The 17955-nt window shown below is 68.2% G+C and carries 19 protein-coding genes; 11 read left to right on the top strand and 8 right to left on the bottom strand.

The window, feature by feature from the left end; genetic code table 11:
* Positions 1-43: 43 nt before the first annotated feature.
* A complete protein-coding gene (gene glnK / locus OMP44_RS11785) occupies positions 44-382 on the bottom strand; it encodes a P-II family nitrogen regulator (protein WP_003096476.1) in 339 nt (112 codons plus the stop codon).
* Between the two features lie 393 nt (positions 383-775).
* Between glnK and OMP44_RS11780 the strand changes: the two genes are divergently transcribed.
* The gene (locus OMP44_RS11780; protein ID WP_187980537.1) at positions 776-1075 is read left to right on the top strand and encodes an accessory factor UbiK family protein; all 300 of its coding nucleotides are present in this window, start codon (positions 776-778) and stop codon (positions 1073-1075) included.
* Between the two features lie 63 nt (positions 1076-1138).
* Complete coding sequence (locus OMP44_RS11775; RefSeq protein WP_273862396.1) at positions 1139-2629, top strand: YifB family Mg chelatase-like AAA ATPase; 1491 nt, start codon at positions 1139-1141, stop codon at positions 2627-2629.
* Here OMP44_RS11775 and OMP44_RS11770 read toward each other — a convergent pair.
* The 3 genes from OMP44_RS11770 to OMP44_RS11760 all read right to left on the bottom strand — a co-directional run bounded on the left by OMP44_RS11770 (position 2626) and on the right by OMP44_RS11760 (position 6005).
* Positions 2626-2817: a hypothetical protein gene (locus tag OMP44_RS11770; protein WP_027597468.1), complete on the bottom strand. Its 192-nt coding sequence runs from the start codon at positions 2815-2817 to the stop codon at positions 2626-2628. The two genes, OMP44_RS11775 and OMP44_RS11770, sit on opposite strands and share 4 nt — an antisense overlap.
* Positions 2818-2944: 127 nt before the next feature.
* A complete protein-coding gene (locus OMP44_RS11765; RefSeq protein WP_187980539.1) occupies positions 2945-4915 on the bottom strand; it encodes a methyl-accepting chemotaxis protein in 1971 nt (656 codons plus the stop codon).
* 160 nt (positions 4916-5075) lie between these two features.
* Positions 5076-6005: a LysR substrate-binding domain-containing protein gene (locus OMP44_RS11760; RefSeq protein WP_280308286.1), complete on the bottom strand. Its 930-nt coding sequence runs from the start codon at positions 6003-6005 to the stop codon at positions 5076-5078.
* 108 nt (positions 6006-6113) lie between these two features.
* On the opposite strand from OMP44_RS11760, the gene OMP44_RS11755 reads away from it, so the two are divergent.
* Together OMP44_RS11755 and OMP44_RS11750 are read left to right on the top strand one after the other, a co-directional pair.
* A complete protein-coding gene (locus tag OMP44_RS11755; RefSeq protein ID WP_187980540.1) occupies positions 6114-7517 on the top strand; it encodes a NorM family multidrug efflux MATE transporter in 1404 nt (467 codons plus the stop codon).
* A 118-nt stretch (positions 7518-7635) separates the two neighbouring features.
* On the top strand, positions 7636-8277 hold the full coding sequence (locus OMP44_RS11750) for a LuxR C-terminal-related transcriptional regulator (RefSeq protein ID WP_187980541.1): 642 nt from the start codon (positions 7636-7638) through the stop codon (positions 8275-8277).
* Here the strand turns inward: OMP44_RS11750 and OMP44_RS11745 are convergent.
* Positions 8270-9901, bottom strand: a complete 1632-nt coding sequence (locus tag OMP44_RS11745; protein WP_280308280.1) for an ATP-binding response regulator — start codon at positions 9899-9901, stop codon at positions 8270-8272. The genes OMP44_RS11750 and OMP44_RS11745 overlap by 8 nt on opposite strands.
* Positions 9898-10575, bottom strand: a complete 678-nt coding sequence (locus OMP44_RS11740) for a YoaK family protein (protein ID WP_187980543.1) — start codon at positions 10573-10575, stop codon at positions 9898-9900. Before OMP44_RS11740 ends, OMP44_RS11745 begins: the two co-directional genes overlap by 4 nt.
* 127 nt (positions 10576-10702) lie before the next feature.
* On the opposite strand from OMP44_RS11740, the gene OMP44_RS11735 reads away from it, so the two are divergent.
* Positions 10703-11548, top strand: a complete 846-nt coding sequence (locus OMP44_RS11735) for an EamA family transporter (protein ID WP_273862401.1) — start codon at positions 10703-10705, stop codon at positions 11546-11548.
* A gap of 54 nt (positions 11549-11602) precedes the next feature.
* Positions 11603-12664 (top strand): serine endopeptidase, encoded by a 1062-nt coding sequence (locus OMP44_RS11730; protein WP_187980545.1) that lies wholly within the window; start codon positions 11603-11605, stop codon positions 12662-12664.
* Between the two features lie 9 nt (positions 12665-12673).
* Here the strand turns inward: OMP44_RS11730 and OMP44_RS11725 are convergent, their stop codons facing one another.
* Positions 12674-13468, bottom strand: coding sequence for an OBAP family protein (locus tag OMP44_RS11725; RefSeq protein WP_187980546.1), 795 nt, complete (start codon positions 13466-13468; stop codon positions 12674-12676).
* A 231-nt stretch (positions 13469-13699) separates the two neighbouring features.
* On the opposite strand from OMP44_RS11725, the gene OMP44_RS11720 reads away from it, so the two are divergent.
* From OMP44_RS11720 to OMP44_RS11700, 5 genes are all read left to right on the top strand, one after another.
* Positions 13700-14458 carry a ParA family protein gene (locus tag OMP44_RS11720; RefSeq protein WP_187981268.1) on the top strand — a complete coding sequence of 253 codons (759 nt, stop codon included), beginning with the start codon at positions 13700-13702 and terminating at the stop codon, positions 14456-14458.
* A gap of 83 nt (positions 14459-14541) precedes the next feature.
* Complete coding sequence (locus OMP44_RS11715; RefSeq protein WP_273862405.1) at positions 14542-15234, top strand: AzlC family ABC transporter permease; 693 nt, start codon at positions 14542-14544, stop codon at positions 15232-15234.
* The gene (locus OMP44_RS11710) at positions 15231-15542 is read left to right on the top strand and encodes an AzlD domain-containing protein (RefSeq protein WP_133862009.1); all 312 of its coding nucleotides are present in this window, start codon (positions 15231-15233) and stop codon (positions 15540-15542) included. Before OMP44_RS11715 ends, OMP44_RS11710 begins: the two co-directional genes overlap by 4 nt.
* 36 nt (positions 15543-15578) lie before the next feature.
* Positions 15579-16406, top strand: coding sequence for an AraC family transcriptional regulator (locus OMP44_RS11705; RefSeq protein WP_133862010.1), 828 nt, complete (start codon positions 15579-15581; stop codon positions 16404-16406).
* Positions 16407-16580: 174 nt separating this feature from the next.
* Positions 16581-16805, top strand: coding sequence for a DUF2934 domain-containing protein (locus OMP44_RS11700; RefSeq protein WP_007159825.1), 225 nt, complete (start codon positions 16581-16583; stop codon positions 16803-16805).
* 12 nt (positions 16806-16817) lie between these two features.
* Here OMP44_RS11700 and OMP44_RS11695 read toward each other — a convergent pair whose 3' ends face one another.
* The gene (locus OMP44_RS11695; protein ID WP_431312639.1) at positions 16818-17915 is read right to left on the bottom strand and encodes a methyl-accepting chemotaxis protein; all 1098 of its coding nucleotides are present in this window, start codon (positions 17913-17915) and stop codon (positions 16818-16820) included.
* Between the last annotated feature and the right edge of the window lie 40 nt (positions 17916-17955).

Below are 17955 nucleotides of genomic sequence, written 5' to 3'. Positions count from 1 at the left end.
TTTCTCCTGGGGCTCGTGTGGGGTTGGGCGGTCGGTTAGCGCGTCAGATGGCGTCTGTGTCGGTTTCGCCGGTGCGGATGCGGATTGCCTGCTCGAGATTCACCACGAAGATCTTGCCGTCACCGATCTTGCCGGTGTTGGCGGCCTTGGTGATGGCCTCGATGACGCGGTCAAGCTGATCGTCGGCGATGGCGACGTCGATCTTGACCTTGGGCAGGAAGTCGACGACGTATTCGGCGCCGCGATAGAGCTCGGTGTGGCCCTTCTGACGGCCAAAGCCCTTGACCTCGGTAACGGTGATGCCTTGCACACCGATCTCGGACAGCGACTCACGCACGTCGTCGAGCTTGAACGGCTTGATGATGGCGGTGACTAGTTTCATGAACTTCTCCCGATTGAGTTGACTGGCCCCAGGAAAACAAACCCCGGCCCAAGTCTAGCGCAGTGACCGTCTGTTTAACCGTTGACGTGGTAATCGCCGTGGTTACGGCAGAAGCGGCCAGAGGGCGCCTCTACCCCAGGCGCCTCTGACGCCCGTCTCTGCATCGGCAGTAGCAGAAAGCTTGCCAGGTTTGTGAAGGCGTACGGATTTCGGGCGCCAGCCCGCCTGGCGCGCCTCCTGAAGGGGCAACGCTCGGCCCGGCGGGCAGGACTTTGCACCAACAGCGAACAGCTCTGGCACGGGACTGGCACCAAAGCGGTGCAGAGGCGCTGCCCGGGGTGGCACACCCCGCTGTGCTACACTCGCGCCTTGATCCATTGCAGGGGATAAACCATGTCCACGACCCGTTCGCTGTTCGATTCCCTGACTCAGCAGGCCAGCCGGCTGTTCGGTCAGGACTCGCCGCTACCCAAGGCCGAGATCGAGAGCCAGTTCAAGGCCCTGCTGCAAGGTGCTCTGAGCAAGCTCGATGTGGTCAGCCGTGACGAATTCGATGCCCAGATGGCCGTGCTGGCCCGCACCCGTGCGCGCCTGGAGGCCCTCGAGGCACGCCTGACCGAGCTGGAAAAGCCGCAGACCGCCGAGGTCAAGCCGCCGATCACCCCGGCCACGGACGTCGCGCCCGCCGATTGATCCCCAAGGGCGCGCCAGGATGGTGCAGCCCTGAGTCTGGCGAATCACGATCAAGGAGAGATCATGTCGCTTGCCCTCGTTCATACCCGCGCCCAGGTGGGCGTGGAAGCGCCGCCGGTATTGGTCGAGGCGCACCTGGCCAATGGCCTGCCCGCCCTCACCCTGGTCGGCCTGCCGGAAACCGCCGTCCGCGAAGCCAAGGATCGGGTGCGCAGCGCCATCCTCAATGCCGGCTTCGAATTCCCCAGTCGTCGCATCACCCTCAATCTCGCGCCCGCCGACCTGCCCAAGGACGGTGGTCGCTTCGACCTCGCCCTGGCCATCGGCATCCTCGCCGCCAGCGGACAGCTACCGACGCCGGGCCTCGACGGCTATGAATGCCTGGGTGAGCTGGCCCTGTCGGGCGCGGTGCGGGCGGTGCGCGGCGTGCTGCCTGCGGCGCTGGCGGCCCGAGCCGCCGGCCGCATCCTGGTGGTGCCCCGCGCCAACGCCGAGGAAGCCTGCCTGGCCAGTGGCCTCAGGGTGCTGGCGGTCGATCACCTGCTGGAGTTCGCCGGTCACCTGAGTGGCCAGGCCGTGCTGGCCCCCTATCAGCCCAGCGGCCTGCTGCGCACCCCATTGCCCTATCCCGATCTCGCCGAGGTGCAGGGCCAGCAGGCGGCCAAGCGCGCCCTGGTGGTGGCCGCGGCGGGTGCCCACAATCTCCTGCTGGCCGGTCCACCGGGAACCGGCAAGACCCTGCTCGCCAGTCGCCTGCCAGGGCTGCTGCCGCCCCTGGATGAAGAAGAGGCGCTGCAGGTGGCCGCCATCCATTCGGTGGCCGGCCCCGAGCCGCTGGAACACTGGCCGCAGCGACCCTTTCGCCAGCCGCATCATTCGGCGTCCGGTCCGGCGCTGGTGGGCGGCGGCAGCCGACCCGGTCCCGGCGAGATCACCCTGGCCCACCGCGGCGTGCTGTTTCTCGACGAATTGCCGGAATTCGATCGCAAGGTGCTGGAGGTGCTGCGCGAGCCCCTGGAGAGCGGCGAAATCGTCATCGCCCGGGCGCGGGAACGGGTACGCTTTCCGGCCCGCTTCCAGCTGGTGGCGGCGATGAATCCCTGTCCCTGCGGCTACCTGGGTGACCCCAGCGGCCGCTGCCGCTGCAGCCCGGAGCACATTCAGCGCTATCGCGGCAAGCTGTCCGGTCCGCTGCTGGACCGTATCGACCTGCACCTGACGGTAGCCCGCGAGCACCTGCGGCTGGGCGCCTCAGCGGCCAGTGAGCTCACCACGGCGGAGGCCGCGCGCCAGGTGGCCGACGCCCGGACCATTCAGCTGGCGCGCCAGGGGCGACCCAACGCCCTGCTCGGTCTCGATCAACTGCACCAGGTCTGCGCCCTGAGCGAGGCCGATCAGCGTTGGCTGGAGGGCGCGGGCGAACGCCTGAATCTGTCCCTGCGCGCCCTGCACCGGGTGGTCAAGGTGGCCCGCACCCTGGCCGATCTCGCCGGCCAGGCCGAAATCCAGCGGCCACAGCTGGCGGAAGCGCTGCAGTATCGGGCGAGTCACTAGGCGCCGGCAGGCGGGCCGTAGTGTCGCGGCGGCTCCTGCAGGCGATCTCGCAGCGCCTGATTTTCCTGGGCCAGCTCGAAGCACATGGCCCGCCACTGGTGGGCCAGCTCGCGATAATCGTCCCGCTCCGCCCGCAGCGTGGTCAGCATGCGTTCGACGGCCTGCACTGCCTCGTTGGATACGCCCATGACACCCTCCTCTTGTACTGTATTTGTATACAGTAGTCAGAGTATTGCAGCCAGGCAAGGGCCAAGGTACGCAGGAATGAAAAAGGGAGGCCTGAGCCTCCCTTTCGCTGCTGCCGGAACGCGCCGGTCAGTTGAACCGACCGACCTCGGCACTCAGGTCTTCCGCCAGATGACGCAGCTCGCCAGCGGTACCGGCCAGCACCTCGGCGGCATCGCGCTGGGCGGCGTTGTCCACGGCGATCGCCTGGATGTTGCGACTCAGGGCGGTGGCGGTGGTGCTCTGCTCGGCGGTGGCCTGGGCGATGCCGGAGAATTGCTCCACCGCCTCGGCGACCTGCTGGTCGATGCTGCGCAGCGCCTGGGCCACGTCGGCGTTGCGCGCCAGGCCCTGTTCCATCAGGCGATTGCCTTCGTCGATGGCGCCCATGGCACGCTGGGTCTCGCCCTGCACCGCGCCGATCATCTGCGAGATCTCGCGGGTGGCCTCGCTGGTGCGACCGGCCAATTGCCGGACTTCATCGGCGACCACGGCGAAGCCGCGGCCCTGCTCGCCGGCCCGGGCCGCTTCGATGGCGGCGTTGAGCGCCAGCAGGTTGGTCTGCTCGGCGATCCCGCTGATGACGCCGATGATGCCGCCAATCTGCTGGGAGCGGCCGTCCAGGCCCTTGATGAGTTCGGCGGTGCTGGCCAGGGAATCGGCGATCTGCTCCAGGGCACCCGAGGCGCCCTGCATGGCCTGAGTCCCGGTGCGGGTCTGCTGGGCGTTTTCCTGCACCAGGCGTTCGGTGCGCTGCATGCCGTCGGCGATGTTCTGGGCGGTGGCGCTGAATTCCTCCACGGCGCTGGCCATGCTGTCGATCTGGCTGGACTGCTCGGCAGAGCGTCTCAGGGTCTGGTCGGAAAGCTGGCTCAGTTGCTGGGAACGCTCGGTGACCGCGCGCGAAGAGCCACGGACCTGCTCAACGGTGGAGGCCAGGGCATCGGCCATCTGGTTGAAGCTCTGGGCGAGTTCGCCGATCTCGTCCTGGCTGCGCGCCTCGACGCGCACGCTGAGCTGACCGCGACCCAGGGCCTGGGCCCGCTCCACCAGTTGGCCCAGCGGCTTCAGCTTGTGGCGCAGCAGGACGACCGAGGCGACCACCGCCAGCACCAGGGCGATCAGGCTGCCGATGGCCAGGCGCAGGCCGACGGCGTGCACCGGGGCGTCCAGCTCGGCCTTGGGCAGGGTGGCGACCACGGTCCAGCCTTCGCCGGCGACCGGCGCGCTGACGCTGAGGAAGTCTTCATTGCCGTCCTGCCAGGTGTGTTCGCGCTGCTTGGGGTCGCTCTTGAGCGCGGCGAGCAGTTCGTCATTCTTTTTCGCATTGGCCGGCGGCACCAGCCAGTTGCCCTGCTCGTCGAGCAGGGCCAGGGAGCCGGTCTCGCCGATGCGCAGCTGGGTCAGCTGGGCCAGCTGCTGGGCCTGGGCGTCGGTGTAGTCGAAGCCGACGAAGAGCACGGCGATGACCTTGCCGCCGCCGTCGCGGACCGGGGTGTACTGGGTCATGTAGGAGCGTCCGAACAGCTGGGCGCGCCCGACGTAGTTCTGACCCTGCAGCAATCCGGCATAGGCCGGGTGCTTGCGATCGAGCTGGGTACCGATGGCGCGGCTGCCGTCCTGCTTCTTCAGCGAGGTGGTGATACGGGTAAAGTCGTCGCCATCGCGGACGAAGATGGTGGCGACGCCACCGGTCAGCCGGGTGAAGTCGTCGACCTGGCTGAAGTCGCTGTTCAGCGCCTGACCGGCGAACAGCAGGGCGGGGGCCGTGGCGCTGCCCAGGGGCAGTCGCTCGCCGGCCAGGCTCAGGCCGCCATCGAAGCGGCGCTCGAACAGGTTGGCCAGCCGTTGGGTGCTGATCTTCAGGGTGCTGAGAAAGGTCTGCTGCTGATCGGAGAGCAGCCGGGCCTCGCTACCCAGGTGCTTGCGCTGGGTGCCTTCGATGGACACGCTCAAGGCATGCAGGGCGAACAGACAGCTGCCGGCGATCACGACAATCAGTACCAGACTGAGGGCCAAGGCAAGTTGTCGGGCGATACTACGACGCGGGGAAATGACCATAGGGGGCTCCAAAGCGCCTACATCCCTGTAGGGCAGTACGAATTTGAGGGCAAGGGCGGTATCAGGGACCGACCGCTCTAGGGCGGTCTTCTTGGCGGTTAACTTTTATTTTATCGGCAGAGGTACGATGAACTAAAGCGAATGACAGCAGTCTGGCGCCTTATTTATGGCGAACGACCTCTGGAAGGCTTTGGGATGCCACTTCCCGCTGCAGGAAATCAGCCAGCTGGCGAAGGCGCGCCTGCCCCCGGCGATTGCGCGGCCAGACCAGGTAATAGGCATCACCGCTGGCCACCGCCTCGGGCCAGGGCAAGGCAATGAGTCCGGCCGCCACGTCTTCGGCGAGCATCACCAGATCGCCGATGGAAACCCCGTAGCCACGCGCGGCAGCGGCCATGCCCAGCTCCAGGGTGTCGAACACCTGGCCACCACTCAGGGGCACCGCCTGGGTCAGGCCCATGGCCTGCAGCCAGCGGCGCCAGTCGCGGCGGTCGAAGGTGGGATGCAGCAGTTCTTCCCCCTGCAGCCGCGCCAGGTCCCAGGCGCCCTCCCGGGCGGCAGCCGGCGAGCAGACCGGCACCAGCCACTCCTCGAACAGCGGCACCACCTCCCAGTCCACCGGGAAGCGGCCGTCGCCGAGCAGTACCGCGCAATCGAAGGGCTCATGGACGAAGTCGACCCGGTCGCTGGCCATCCAGACGCTGGTGAGCTGGATATCCAGTTGCGGACTGAGCTGGCGAAAGCGCGCCAGCCGCGCCAGCAGCCAGCGCAGCGACAGGGTGGTGGGCGCCTTGAGTCTCAGGGTGCCCTCGGCCACGGCAAGATTGCCACAGGCCCGCGCCAGCGCCTCGAAGCCCTCGCTCAGCCCCGGCAAGAGCAGCTTGCCGGGCTCGGTCAGCGCCAGCTGACGCCCGGCGCGCTCGAACAGGCGGCAGCCAAAGGTCTCTTCCAGCGTCCGCACATGGCGACTGACCGCACTCTGGGTCAGCGACAGCTCCTGGGCCGCGCGGGTGAAGGAGCCGTGGCGAGCGGCGGCCTCGAAGGCGCGCAGGGCATACAGCGGCGGCAGACGCGAGGGGTGCTCGGGCATGACTCAGACTCATGGATGGCATGGTTATTTTCCGATTGTGGGCGGCGCGCCCGCATCCAACAATGAGTTCTTGTCAAACGTCGGCCACCTGCTCAGCGAGATCCACCCATGTCTCTGCCGCGTCTCGAACTGCTCGCGCTGTTGCGTCTCGCCCTGCCCCTGATCGGTGCGCAGCTGGCCTATGTGGCCATGGTCTTCACCGACACCCTGATGATGGGCCGCCTGGGCCCGGCAGCCCTGGCCGGTGGCGGCCTGGGAGCGGCGGTCTACTCCTTCGTCTCGGTGATCTGCGTGGGCGTGATCACCGCGGTGGCCAATCTGGCGGCACTGCGCCGGGGTGCGGGGGATACCGAAGGGGTGGCGGCGGTCACTGCGGCCGGGATCTGGATCGCCGGGGTGCTGGCGCTGCTGGCCGGTACCCTGCTGTGGCATATCGAACCCCTGCTGGCCCTGGCCGGCCAGCCCGAAGAGAGTCGTCAGGCGGCCGGCGTCTTCCTGCGCTGCCTGGCCTTCGCCCTGCCCGGCCATCTGCTGTTCATGACCCTGCGCGGCTTCACCAGTGCTCTGGACCGCCCCGGACCGGTGCTGACCATCGTGCTCGGCGCGGCGCTGCTCAATGCCCTGTTCAACCTGGCGCTGCTGCACGGCTGGGGCGGCCTGCCGCAACCCGGGCTGCCGGGCATCGGCGCGGTGACTGCGGTGGTGATGAATGGCGCGGCTCTGGGCCTGGCGTTGTATATCGCCCGCCATCCGGCCTATGCCGCCTATCCTCTGGGTCGCTATCTGCGCCGTCCGGATCGCCGTGCCCTCGCCGACACCCTCGGCCAGGGCCTGGCGATCAGTGGCACCTATGCGGTGGAGGCCTGCCTGTTCCTGTCGGCGGCGCTGTGCATGGGCGCCCTGGGCGCCACGGCGCTGGCGGCCCATCAGATCGCCAATCAGCTGGTGTACCTGGTGTTCATGTTGCCCGCCGGACTCTCCTATGCCACCAGCATCCGCATCGGCCAGCACCAGGGCGCCGGGCGGCCGCGCGAGGCCCTGCTGGTGGGGCGACTGGCCATCGGCGGCGGCGCCCTGGTGATGCTGGGCATCGCCCTGCTGTTCTGGAGCTTTCCCGGCTGGCTGGTGAGGCTGTTCCTGGCGGATGCGCAGAGCCCGGTGGCGGAGCTGGCACGCCAGCTGGTGCTGATCGCGGCGGTGTTCGTCATCTTCGACGGTACCCAGAGCATCGCCCAGGGTGCGCTGCGGGGTATTCGCCAGGCACGCCTGGGCTTCTACGGCGGATTGCTCTGCTACTGCCTGATCGGCGCCAGCGGTGCCTGGCTGCTGGGCGTCCAGCTGGGTATCGGCCCCCATGGCGTCTGGTGGGGTCTGGCATTCGGACTGGCCTGTGCGGCGCTGCTGCTGACCGGTGCCTTCGAGTGGCTGATGCGGCGGCAGCTGGGCGCGGGCGCTGCGGAGGCTGCGCCGGAGCCGCTGGCCGCGCCGCGCGGCCTGGCGCAAAACGGCTGAGCGCCGCGGCGGCCCAAGCGTTTTACCAAGTGGTCCACTTCTGACCGCTGCGCTAGACTAAAGGCTTTGGGCCACCCCGGCGTTGCGACCGGTGTTCCGGGCCCCAGGATAGCCAGAGATGCAACGTTTCATCGTCGCCGACGACCATCCGCTGTTTCGTGAAGGCCTGGTGCGCATTCTGCGCCAGCTGCAGCCACAGGCGCGGGTGGATCAGGCCGACAGCCTGCAACAGGTCCTGGAACTGGCGCGCCAGGGTGAGCCGCCCAGCGGGCTGCTGCTGGACCTGCTCTATCCTGGCCAGGACCTGAGCTTTTCGCTGCGCGCCCTGCGCCAGGAATTCAAGCGCAGCACCCTGATCGTGGTCTCGATGCTGGAAGACGCCACGGTGATCGAACATATCCTGGCAGCCGGTGTGGACGGCTTCATCGGCAAGGCGCTACCGCCGGCTGCCATGGCCGAGGCGATCGCCGACTGCCTCGCCGGACAACCTGTGGTGCGCTATGCCATGCCGAGCCTGGCCCCGGTCAACCTGACGCCCGATAACCGGGTGCAGGCGCTGACGCCGCGGCAACTGGAGGTGCTCGGCCTGATCACCCAGGGCCTGAGCAACAAGGAGATCGCCCGGATCCTGGCCATCTCGCCCTTTACCGTGCGCATCCATGTCTCCGCCCTGCTGCGTACCCTGGGCGTCAGCAGCCGCGCAGCGGCGGCCGCCTTCGGCGCCAAGGCCGGCCTTGGCTCCCAGCGCTCACTCAGCTAGCCGCGACACGAAAGGCCAGCAGCAGGGCGCGCAATTCCGCCGGTCGCACCGGCTTGGCCAGCACCGGGATCTCGGCGTCGCCCAGCGCCTGCTGGACCTGGGGAATGTCATGGCCGGTCACCACGATGGCCGGGATGCGCCGACCCTGCAGCCGATTGAGATAGGCGATGCAATCGGCACCCGAGGCGCTGCGATCCAGATCGAAATCGGTGATCACCAGGTCGCAACTCACGGCGCCGGAGGGGATGCTGGTGGCAGTGGTGACCTCGCAGCCCCAGCTGCGCAGCAGGGTCGCGGTGGCCAGCAGCACGTTGGCGTCGTCTTCGATGAGCAGGATCCGCCAGCCGGCGAGCAGGTGCTGGGGGCCGCTCACCGGCCGTGGGCGCACCTCCAGCGGCAGGGTGGCCAGCGGCAGGCCCTGGAGCGCGACCGCGGTACCGCAGCCGGGGTGCGAACGGATGGTCAGCCGCAACTCGAGCAGGGTGGCGATGCGTTGCACGATGGACAACCCCAGGCCGACGCCCTCGATGTCGCGATCGCGCGTTTCCCGCACCCGATAGAATTCCTCGCACAGGTGCGGCAGGTGCTCGGCGGCGATGCCCGGCCCCTGGTCGTAGACCACCAGGGCGAGCTGGCCCTGGCGGCGGCGCACCGCCAGCAGCAAGGGCTTGCCGGGCGCGTACTTGAGGGCGTTGGACAGCAGATTCTGCAGCGAGGTGAGCAGCAGCGCCGGGTCGCTGTAGACCTGCAGGCCACAGGCACGCCAGCGAATCTCCACCCCGGCCCAGCGCGCCGCCTCGGCGTTCTGCCGCACCAGGTCGCCGAACAGGGTATCCAGATCGACCACCGTGCGCCGCGGACTGACCTGCTTCTGATCGAGGGTGTAGATGTCCAGCAGCGAACGGAACAGCTGCTCGACGCCGAGCAGCGAGCGGTCGATGTTGTCGACCAGCCGCTCCTGATCGGCGCTCAGCTGGCCATCGCGCAAGCAGGCGGTGAACAGGCCGATGGAGTGGATCGGCTGGCGCAGGTCGTGGCTGGCCTGGGCCAGGAAGCGCGCCTTGGCCAGGTTGGCCGCCTGGGTCTCGTGCAGCGAATCCTGGATGCGGGTCAGCAGAAAATACACGTAGCCGGGCACCAGCAGCGCGGTCACCAGCATCATCAGGGCCACCGTGGGATAGCGCTGCAGGAAGGGCATCCCGGCGATGATGGCGGTCAGGGCGGTCAGCGACAGCCCGGTGGCCAGCAGCAGGTAGCCGCGCCCATAGCGCAGGCCGTTGCCCACCGTGACCCAGAGCAGCACGCCGAACAGTGGCAGCAGGGCCTCGCCGCTGGTGATGGAGGAAAAGGTGATGGCGCTGAAGTCCAGGCTCATGGCCAGCAGGCGCCGCCAGGGCTTCACTCCCGGCCGCCGGCGGATCTCGAGGAACAGGCCGACGGCCGCCACGGCGAACAGGGCGTAGCACAGCAGGTTGGCCAGCAGGATGGACGTGTCGAACAGCCCCCAGGCCCAGGCGCCGATGATGTAGGCCGAGGCCGGCAGGATGAAGGCCAAACGGACCTTGGCCTGACCAAGTTCGGGATCGCGGGGGCGGACGCCCAGGGTCTGGGTCGCTGCGTTCATGAGGCCAGATAACCCAGTTGCCAGGCTCGCGGGATCAGGCGAAAGATCACCGCCAGGATGGCGGCCAGGGCCGCGCTGGCGTACCAGGCCGCCAGGCCCAGTCCCGCCTCCAGCGCAGCGCCCAGCACCCCGCCGAGCAGCATGCCCAGCCAGGGCACCAGCTGGATGCGCCAGCCGCGGCGGCGTTCGCCCAGCAGCCAGTGACCCAGGCCGCGTCCGAAACGCGACAGGGCGCCGGTGACATAGGTGAGGCCGATGGGCTGGCCATAGACCTGCTCCACCACCGCATTGACCATGCCCATGGCGAACACCCCGGTCAGCAGCGCCAGGTGGCCCAGGGACAGGCTGGCCGCCAGCCCAAGCAGCAGGGCCAGCAGGCCGAGCAACAGGCAGGCGCGCTGGCGGGTCAGCCGCTGCAGCAGCACACCGCCGGCATTGCCCAGCACGAAGGTGCCGATGGCCAGCGCCAGGTGCCCCGCGGCGGCCCAGCGGCCTGCCGCCACATCGGCAGCGAGACGGGTGGTATTGCCGCTCATGAAGGAAACGAAATCGCCGGTGGCGAGAAAGCCGATGGCATCGGTCATGCCGGCCAGCAGCGACAGGCCGGCGACCAGCGCCAGGCCGACCGCGCCATGCCGTGGTGTCACGGGCGGAAGAGAAGCAGAGGGATTCATGGCAGCCATCCTGGCGCGGCAGCGAAACACGGCTGCCAGTGTGGAACGTCCAGGGTTCCGGCGCCATGGGCGGCCTCCTGGAAGGCGCCCTGGGCTAGACTGATGGACCCGCCTGGCCGGAGGCCTCGTGACCACGCCCCTGTTCGCCCTGGTACTGCTCGCCGCCCTGTTGCACGCCGGCTGGAACGCCCTGCTCAAGATCGGCCTCGATCGCTTTCTCACCGCCAGTCTGATCCAGATCGGCGCCGGTCTTGCCGCCCTGCTGGCGCTGCCCTTCGTCGCCCTGCCGCCTGCCGCGGCCTGGCCCTGGATCGCCCTCTCCGCCCTGCTGCACATCGGCTACAACGCTTTTCTCGCCCGGGCCTATCGCTATGGCGATCTAGGCCAGGTCTATCCCCTCTCCCGCGGCAGCGCGCCGTTGCTGGTCAGTCTGGTGGCCTTTCTCGCCCTCGGCGAACGGCTCTCGCCACCCGCCCTGCTCGGCCTCGGCCTGCTGGTGACCGGGCTCGCCCTGATGGCGCTACTCGGCGCTCGGCGCGGCACGCCACCCAGCCTGGCGCTGCTGGTCTGCGCCTTCACCACCGGCAGCTTCATCGCCGCCTATACCCTGGCCGATGCCCTCGGCGCCCGCGCCAGCGGCAATGCCGTGGCCTATGCCCTCTGGCTGTTCGCGGTCAACGGCGTGGTGGCGGCGCTGGTCCTGCGGCTGAGCCGCGGCGCCGCGGCCTTCGCCGGGCTCGGTCCGCACTGGCGCGCCGGGCTGGCAGGCGGGGTCATGTCGATGCTGGCCTACAGCCTGGTGATCGTCGCCACCACCCAGGCGCCCATCGGCCTGGTCTCGGCACTGCGCGAGACCAGCGTGCTGTTCGCCCTGCTGATCGGGGTCTTCTGGCTGCATGAAAGCCTGCCACTGGGCCGCATCTGCGCCGGCCTGGCCATCGTCGCCGGGGTGGTGGCGATCAAGCTGGCCTGAACGGAGCGCCGCGGGAGCGGCTAAGCTGAGCCTTCTTTCGACCAGGATGGACCCATGGGCAAATCGCTGCGACTCTCGGAAAAATGGTTCAACCGCGGCCTCTGGCTGCTGGCGCTGGTATTCGCCGGCTTTCTCATCGGCCTGGGCGGCACCCTGGTCGGCGATCTGCCCCAGGTGGAGCAGCAGCAGCGTCTGGAAGACTTCATGGACCCCGCCGCCACCGCCGCGGCCCGGGAAGACCAGCGCCAGGCCCAGCTGGCCAGCCGTCAGGCCAGCGACGCCCTGGAACAGGCGCAATTGCGGCAGACCGCGGCCGCGAGCAGCTACCAGGCCAATCGCGAGACCTTCGACAACTGGCTGGCGACCCGCCAGACCACCCAGCGCCCCGAACAGGATGCCGAACTGATCGCCCGCAGCCGCGCCCTGGACGAACTCAAGGCCGGCGAGCGGGTGGCGGAGCAGGAGGTGGAACGCCAGCAGCAGGCGCTGCTGGATGCCGAGCAGCGCGCCGACAATGCGCAGCGCAGCCTGGCCACCTTCGGTGAGTCGGCGCAGTCGGCCTGGCTGGAGGCGCGCCAGCAGGCCGAGCTGCGGGTCTTTCTCTATCGCCTGGCGTTGACCCTGCCCCTGCTGGCGGTGGCGGCCTGGCTGTTCGTCCGGCAACGCAAGAGCACCTGGTGGCCCTTCGTCTGGGGCTTCATCTTCTTCGCGCTGTTCGCCTTCTTCGTCGAGCTGGTGCCCTATCTACCCAGCTATGGCGGCTATGTGCGCTATCTGGTGGGCATCCTGCTGACCGTCCTGGGCGGGCGCTACGCCATCCGTGCCCTGCAGGACTATCGTGCCCGTCTGGCGCTCAAGGAAGCCCAGCCAGACACCGTGAGGCGTGAAGAGCTGCACTACGACACCGCCCTGGCGCGCCTTGCCAAGGGCGTCTGCCCGGGTTGCGAGCGACCGGTGGACCTCAAGGACCCGGGGATCGACTTCTGCCCCCATTGCGGCATCGGCCTGCACGACCACTGCGGCGCCTGCCAGACCCGCAAGAGCGCCTTCGCACATTTCTGCCACGCCTGTGGGACGGCGGCGCGTGGGCCCGAGCGTCTAGCGGGCGCGCCCTGATGGCGGGCCTCAGGGCTTGTTCGAACTGGCGTTGATGCCCTTCTCGGTGTGCTCGCCGGCGTGCTTGTGCAGCTGGCCGGTGGGGTCCTGCAGCTGGATGACCCTGCCCTGCTGCCAGGCATCGGCGCCGGGGACGACCGTGGGCGTGGGCAGATCGGCGCGGGCGGCCTTGGTCTCGGTGGAGGAGACGCCCAGGCGGCGGTCACGCTCGGCGAGCAGCTTGGGATCGAGCTGGCCATCGGCGGTGAAGCCCATCATCAGCTGGGGCACGCCCAGCGGCAGCTGCAGGTCCTGATCGGTATGCCAGGTGTGCCAGGTCTTGCCGTAGGTATGCACCAGCTTGTCCATCAGCCGGTGCTCGGCCACCTGGGGCACGCCGGGCGCGACCAGCTGACCCGACTTCACCTCGTGCACATGGCTGTGCCAGAGCGCCTGCTCGGCCGCGGGCAGGGTCTTGAACAGCCGCTCGCTGATGATGTACTCGACGCCCATCAGCTTGGCATCGGCGACATTGCCGTCGTAGATCACGCACTGGAACATCTCTTCGCCCAGGACGCTGCAATAGTGGTGAGCTTCCATCTGGCTAGCGGGGTGGCCGTTGTAGAAATGGAAGCCGTCCAGATAGGTGTTGAGGGCGGCGATGGGCGGCTTGCGCTGCAGCACGTCGGCGCCGGCTTCGAGCACTCGGGTATCGGTCTGGGCGGGGGTACCCGGCACCGGTACCGGCGACTGGGTATCATTGGCGGCCTGGGTCAGAGGGGCGCAGGCGAGCAGCAGCAAGGCAGGGAGTCGGCGGGTATTCATGGCGGATTCTCGACGGGAGCTTGCCGAGTTCGAAGGCCGGGCAGACGCCAAGGTTCCACCGCTGCGCTAGGCTCGTCATATGAATGTCATGCAACGGCCATAAATTCGTCATCGTCTGCGCCTGGCCTTTCGGTATAAGCGAAACGCCACCGCCACACCTTTGCACCTCTGGCCTCTTCTCTCTGTCGGGACGACTCAATGAACGCACACAGCTCTCCCTCTGGTCATGCCCTGCGCCGCGTGGTCTTCAACAAGAAGGGCGGTGTCGGCAAGTCCAGCATCGCCTGCAACCTGGCGGCCATCAGCGCCCACGAAGGCTATCGCACCCTGCTGGTGGATCTCGATCCCCAGGCCAACTCCAGCCAGTACCTCACCGGCCAGGTGGGCGACGACCTGCCCCACGGCATCGCCGACTTCTTCAAGCAGACCCTGAGCGGCGGCAAGAAGGCCCAGGCCAACATCCATGCCACCGCCTGGCCGAATCTGGATCTGATCGCCGCCTCCGGCGAGCTGAGCGAGCTGCAGTTCAAGCTCGAAGCCAAGTACAAGATCCAGAAGCTCGCCAAGTACCTCGACAAGCTTGGCGAAGACTATGACCGCATCTACCTGGATACCCCGCCGGCGCTGAACTTCTACAGCATCTCGGCGCTGATCGCCGCCGACCGCTGCCTGATCCCCTTCGACTGCGATGTCTTCGCCCAGCAGGCGCTGTACGACCTGATCGAAGAGCTGGAGGAGATCCGCGAGGACTACAACGAGAAGCTCGTGGTCGAGGGCATCATCATCAACCAGTACCACGCCCAGGCCAGCACCCCGCGCCAGCTGATCGAGGAACTCCAGGCGCGTGATCTGCCGGTACTGGCGGCGCCGCTGATGTCGTCGGTGAAGATGCGCGAATCCCACCAGCAGCATCGTCCGCTGATCCACCTGGACCCAGGCCACAAGCTGACCCGGCAGTACCTGGAGCTGTTCGCCCTGCTGGAAGGCTGAGGGCGCCACAGCGCAAGAACGTTCAAGACGGCGGCGACGCGGTGCGGCACCCTGGGCATCCCCTGCCTTCCGGAGCCCTGCCGATGACCGCTTCCCGCCGCCGCGCCTTCCTCCAGGGCGCCTGGCAGATCATGCCGCTGTCGCTGGCCTGCGCGCCCTGGGGCATCCTGGTCGGCGCCCTGGCCATCGAGACCGGCCTCAGCGTGCTGGAAGGCCAGGCCTTTTCCCTGCTGGTGTTCGCCGGGGCGGCGCAACTGGTGGCCCTGGGCATGCTCAAGGCCGGCGCGGGCCTCGCCGCCATCCTGCTGACCACTTTGCTGCTGACCTCCCAGCACCTGCTCTATGGCCTGCACATGAGACGCGTCCTGGCGCCCCAGCCGCTGCCCTGGCGGCTGGGTTTCGGCTTTCTGCTCACCGACGAATTCTTCGCCCTGAACCATGCCGAGCAACCGGCCGGCTTCGACCGCTGGCGCGCCCTGGGCATGGGTCTGAGTTTCTATCTGCTGTGGAATCTCTTCACCCTGGCCGGGCTGCTGCTGGGGCGGGTGCTGCCCAATCTGGGCGCCCTGGGCCTGGACTTTTCCATCGCCGCCACCTTCATCGCCCTGGTGGTGCCCCTGGTACGCGACCTGGCCACCGTGGCCTGCGTGCTCACCGCGCTGCTGGTGTCGGTGTGGCTGCATCACCTGCAATGGCAGGGCGCCCTGGTGCTGGGCGGCCTGGCGGGGATGAGCGCGGGCTTCGGGGTGCGCCGCCTGCGGGAGCGCCTGCAATGATCCTTGCCACCGTGCTCGGCATGGCCGTCCTGGTCTTCTGCAATCGCTATCTCTTTCTCGAACCGCGCCTGCCGCTGCGCCTGGGACGCAATCTGCGCACCTTCCTGGAATTCGCCGTGCCCGGGATGCTCACCGCCATCTGCGGCCCCATCCTGTTCTCCGGCGAAAGGACGCTGGCCGCGACCCTGGTCGACCCTTACCTGCTGGCGGCCCTGACCGCGGTGGGGCTGATGCTCTGGACGCGGCGGGTGCTGACCACGGTGATCCTCAGCATGGGCGTGTTCTACCTGCTACGCTGGCTCCTCTAGCGCCAGGATGGAACCGATCGGTGCCACGAGAGAGCCATGAACGGACAACAGGAAAACGCCCGCCTCTGGTCGGCCCGCGGGCTGGGCGGCGTCGAGCTGCTGCACGCCCGCTATCGCCGCCAGCGCTTCGCCCCCCATGTGCACGAAGGCTATGTGCTCACCGTGATCGAGCGCGGCGCCCAGCGCTTTAGCCACCGCGGTGCCGAGCACCTGGCCGCGGCCGGCAGCATGGTGCTGATCAACCCGGACGAGTTGCACACCGGTGCGACAGCGGTCGAGGAAGGCTGGCAGTACCGCGGCTTCTATCCGACGCTGGCGCAGCTGATGCCGGTCTTCGCCGAACTGGGATGCCCGCTGGACGCCACCCCGGCCTTCGCCACCAGCGTGCTGCACGATCCCCAGGTGAGTGCGGCCTTCAGCCAGCTGCATCGGTTGGCCGACCATGGCGCCGAGGCGCTGGAGCAGCAGACCGCCTGGCGTGAGGCGCTGCTGTTGCTGTTCGGCCGCCACGCCTGCCTGGGCACTATCCCGCAGCCGGGTCGAGAACCTCTGGCGGTGCAGCGCGCCCGCGAATTGCTCGGCCAGCGGTTGCAGCAACCGCCCAGCCTCGAAGAGCTGGCCCAGGCCGTGGGGCTGTCGCCCTTTCATTTCCTGCGGGTGTTCCGCCGGGCGACGGGCCTGCCGCCCCACGCCTGGCTCAAGCAGCAGCGCCTGACCCGCGCCCAGGGCCTGCTGCGGGCCGGTTGGGCGCCCCTGGACGTGGCCCTGCAACTGGGCTTCGCCGACCAGAGTCATCTCACTCGCCAGTTCAAGCAGGCCTACGGGGTGGCACCGGGCGCCTATCGCCGCGCCTGGCACGGCTAGCCGGACACCGACGAACGGTCCTGGCCGCTGAAGCGGCGTGCCAGAGCCCTGCAAGCGGTAACGAGGCCTGGCTGACCGGAGCGCCGGAGAAACTTTTCGCGGTCGCCTCGGGCCTAGTCAGGAAGAGCGCCGGAGCTGCCGGCCGTTCTCCCCTGCCCCTTTAGAGTTACCGGTATGACACTGGAAGAACGCATCCGCCAGCGCGCCTATGAAATCTGGGAACGCGAAGGTCGTCCCCATGGCCAGGATTTCGAGCACTGGTTTCAGGCCAACCGCGAACTGGAAGACCAGCCCGACGACAACCTGACTCAGGTCGGCGGCATCCAGAGCAGCGTCGCCCCGCCGGCACCCAAGCCGCGCAGCCGGTCGCGAAAGAAGGCGACCGCGGGCGACGCCTGAAGCCAGGCGCCCTTACTTGCGGATCATGTCGGCCGCCCGCTGGGTGGCCTCCGAGGTTCGCGTGGCCAGCTTGCGTACCTCGTCCGCCACCACGGCGAAGCCACGGCCGGCTTCACCGGCGCGGGCGGCCTCGATGGCGGCATTGAGCGCCAGCAGGTTGGTCTGGGCAGCGATGCCCTGGATGGAGCCGACGATCTCGGTCACCTTCTGCAGGTTCTCTTCCAGGGTGCGGTGCTGGTCTTCCTGGTTACCGCGCAAGGATTCCTGCTCGTGCAGGGCATGGACATCGGCCAGCGCGCCCACCACCCGCAACGGCGTGCCATCGGCGGTGCGCCGGGTCTGACCACGGGCGCGGAACCAGCGCACCTCGTTGTTCTTCAGCACCAGGCGATAGGTGATGTCGAAGCCGGTGCGGCCGCTGCGGTCATTGATGTGCGCACCGAAGGCCTCCAGTACCCGCTCGCGATCGTCCGGGTAGAGGCGCGAGGCCCAGCTGTCCAGCACATCGGGAAACTCCTGGACGGTCTCGTAACCGAGCAGGTGGCGAAATTGCGGCGACCACCAGAAGGGATTCCTGGGATTGAGCGGATCGCCGGCGATCACCTCCATGTCCCAGAGGCCGTCGTTGAGCATCTCCCGCGCCAACTCGAAACGGGTCAGGGTGACGTCCAGTTCCTGATCGCGCAGGCGCTGGTCATGGATGTCGCGCAGGGAGCCAGCCACCCGCAGCGGTACGCCGCGCTCGTCACGCAGGGTGGCGCCGGTGGCGCGCATCCAGCGGTATTCGCCGGACTTCAGGGCGATGCGATACTGGACATCGAAGGGGGTCTGACCGCTGCGATCCTTCATGTGGGCGGCGAAGGCGTCCAGCACCCAGGCGCTGTCTTCCGGATGCAGGCGCTTGGCCCAGCTGCCGAGTTCGCTGGGAAAATCGCGTTCATCGCGAAAGCCGAGCATGGCGCGGAACTGATCAGACCACCAGAAGGCGTTGCGCGGATTGACCGGATCGCCGGCCACCACCTCCATGTCCCAGAGGCCTTCGCTGGAACCCTGGCTGACCAGCTCGAAGCGGGTCCCCAGGCGCCTGGCCAGCGTCTCGCTTTCGGCCATGCGCGCCGTCAGGGTGGCATTGTCCTGACTCAGCGTCTGC

Source organism: Pseudomonas flavocrustae, assembly GCF_029872515.1.
Lineage (GTDB): Bacteria > Pseudomonadota > Gammaproteobacteria > Pseudomonadales > Pseudomonadaceae > Chryseomonas > Chryseomonas aestiva.
The sequence above is the reverse complement of the archived record's forward strand: the minus strand, read 5'-3'. Positions and strand labels throughout refer to the sequence as shown.

Excerpts from the sequence above, each read along its gene's own strand:
- glnK (WP_003096476.1), bottom strand. The coding sequence starts at position 382 with ATGAAACTAGTCACCGCCATCATCAAGCCGTTCAAGCTCGACGACGTG.
- OMP44_RS11780 (WP_187980537.1), top strand. The coding sequence starts at position 776 with ATGTCCACGACCCGTTCGCTGTTCGATTCCCTGACTCAGCAGGCCAGC.
- OMP44_RS11775 (WP_273862396.1), top strand. The coding sequence starts at position 1,139 with ATGTCGCTTGCCCTCGTTCATACCCGCGCCCAGGTGGGCGTGGAAGCG.
- OMP44_RS11770 (WP_027597468.1), bottom strand. The coding sequence starts at position 2,817 with ATGGGCGTATCCAACGAGGCAGTGCAGGCCGTCGAACGCATGCTGACC.
- OMP44_RS11765 (WP_187980539.1), bottom strand. The coding sequence starts at position 4,915 with ATGGTCATTTCCCCGCGTCGTAGTATCGCCCGACAACTTGCCTTGGCC.
- OMP44_RS11760 (WP_280308286.1), bottom strand. The coding sequence starts at position 6,005 with ATGCCCGAGCACCCCTCGCGTCTGCCGCCGCTGTATGCCCTGCGCGCC.
- OMP44_RS11755 (WP_187980540.1), top strand. The coding sequence starts at position 6,114 with ATGTCTCTGCCGCGTCTCGAACTGCTCGCGCTGTTGCGTCTCGCCCTG.
- OMP44_RS11750 (WP_187980541.1), top strand. The coding sequence starts at position 7,636 with ATGCAACGTTTCATCGTCGCCGACGACCATCCGCTGTTTCGTGAAGGC.
- OMP44_RS11745 (WP_280308280.1), bottom strand. The coding sequence starts at position 9,901 with ATGAACGCAGCGACCCAGACCCTGGGCGTCCGCCCCCGCGATCCCGAA.
- OMP44_RS11740 (WP_187980543.1), bottom strand. The coding sequence starts at position 10,575 with ATGAATCCCTCTGCTTCTCTTCCGCCCGTGACACCACGGCATGGCGCG.
- OMP44_RS11730 (WP_187980545.1), top strand. The coding sequence starts at position 11,603 with ATGGGCAAATCGCTGCGACTCTCGGAAAAATGGTTCAACCGCGGCCTC.
- OMP44_RS11725 (WP_187980546.1), bottom strand. The coding sequence starts at position 13,468 with ATGAATACCCGCCGACTCCCTGCCTTGCTGCTGCTCGCCTGCGCCCCT.
- OMP44_RS11715 (WP_273862405.1), top strand. The coding sequence starts at position 14,542 with ATGACCGCTTCCCGCCGCCGCGCCTTCCTCCAGGGCGCCTGGCAGATC.
- OMP44_RS11710 (WP_133862009.1), top strand. The coding sequence starts at position 15,231 with ATGATCCTTGCCACCGTGCTCGGCATGGCCGTCCTGGTCTTCTGCAAT.
- OMP44_RS11705 (WP_133862010.1), top strand. The coding sequence starts at position 15,579 with ATGAACGGACAACAGGAAAACGCCCGCCTCTGGTCGGCCCGCGGGCTG.
- OMP44_RS11700 (WP_007159825.1), top strand. The coding sequence starts at position 16,581 with ATGACACTGGAAGAACGCATCCGCCAGCGCGCCTATGAAATCTGGGAA.
- OMP44_RS11695 (WP_431312639.1), bottom strand. The coding sequence starts at position 17,915 with ATGGCCGAAAGCGAGACGCTGGCCAGGCGCCTGGGGACCCGCTTCGAG.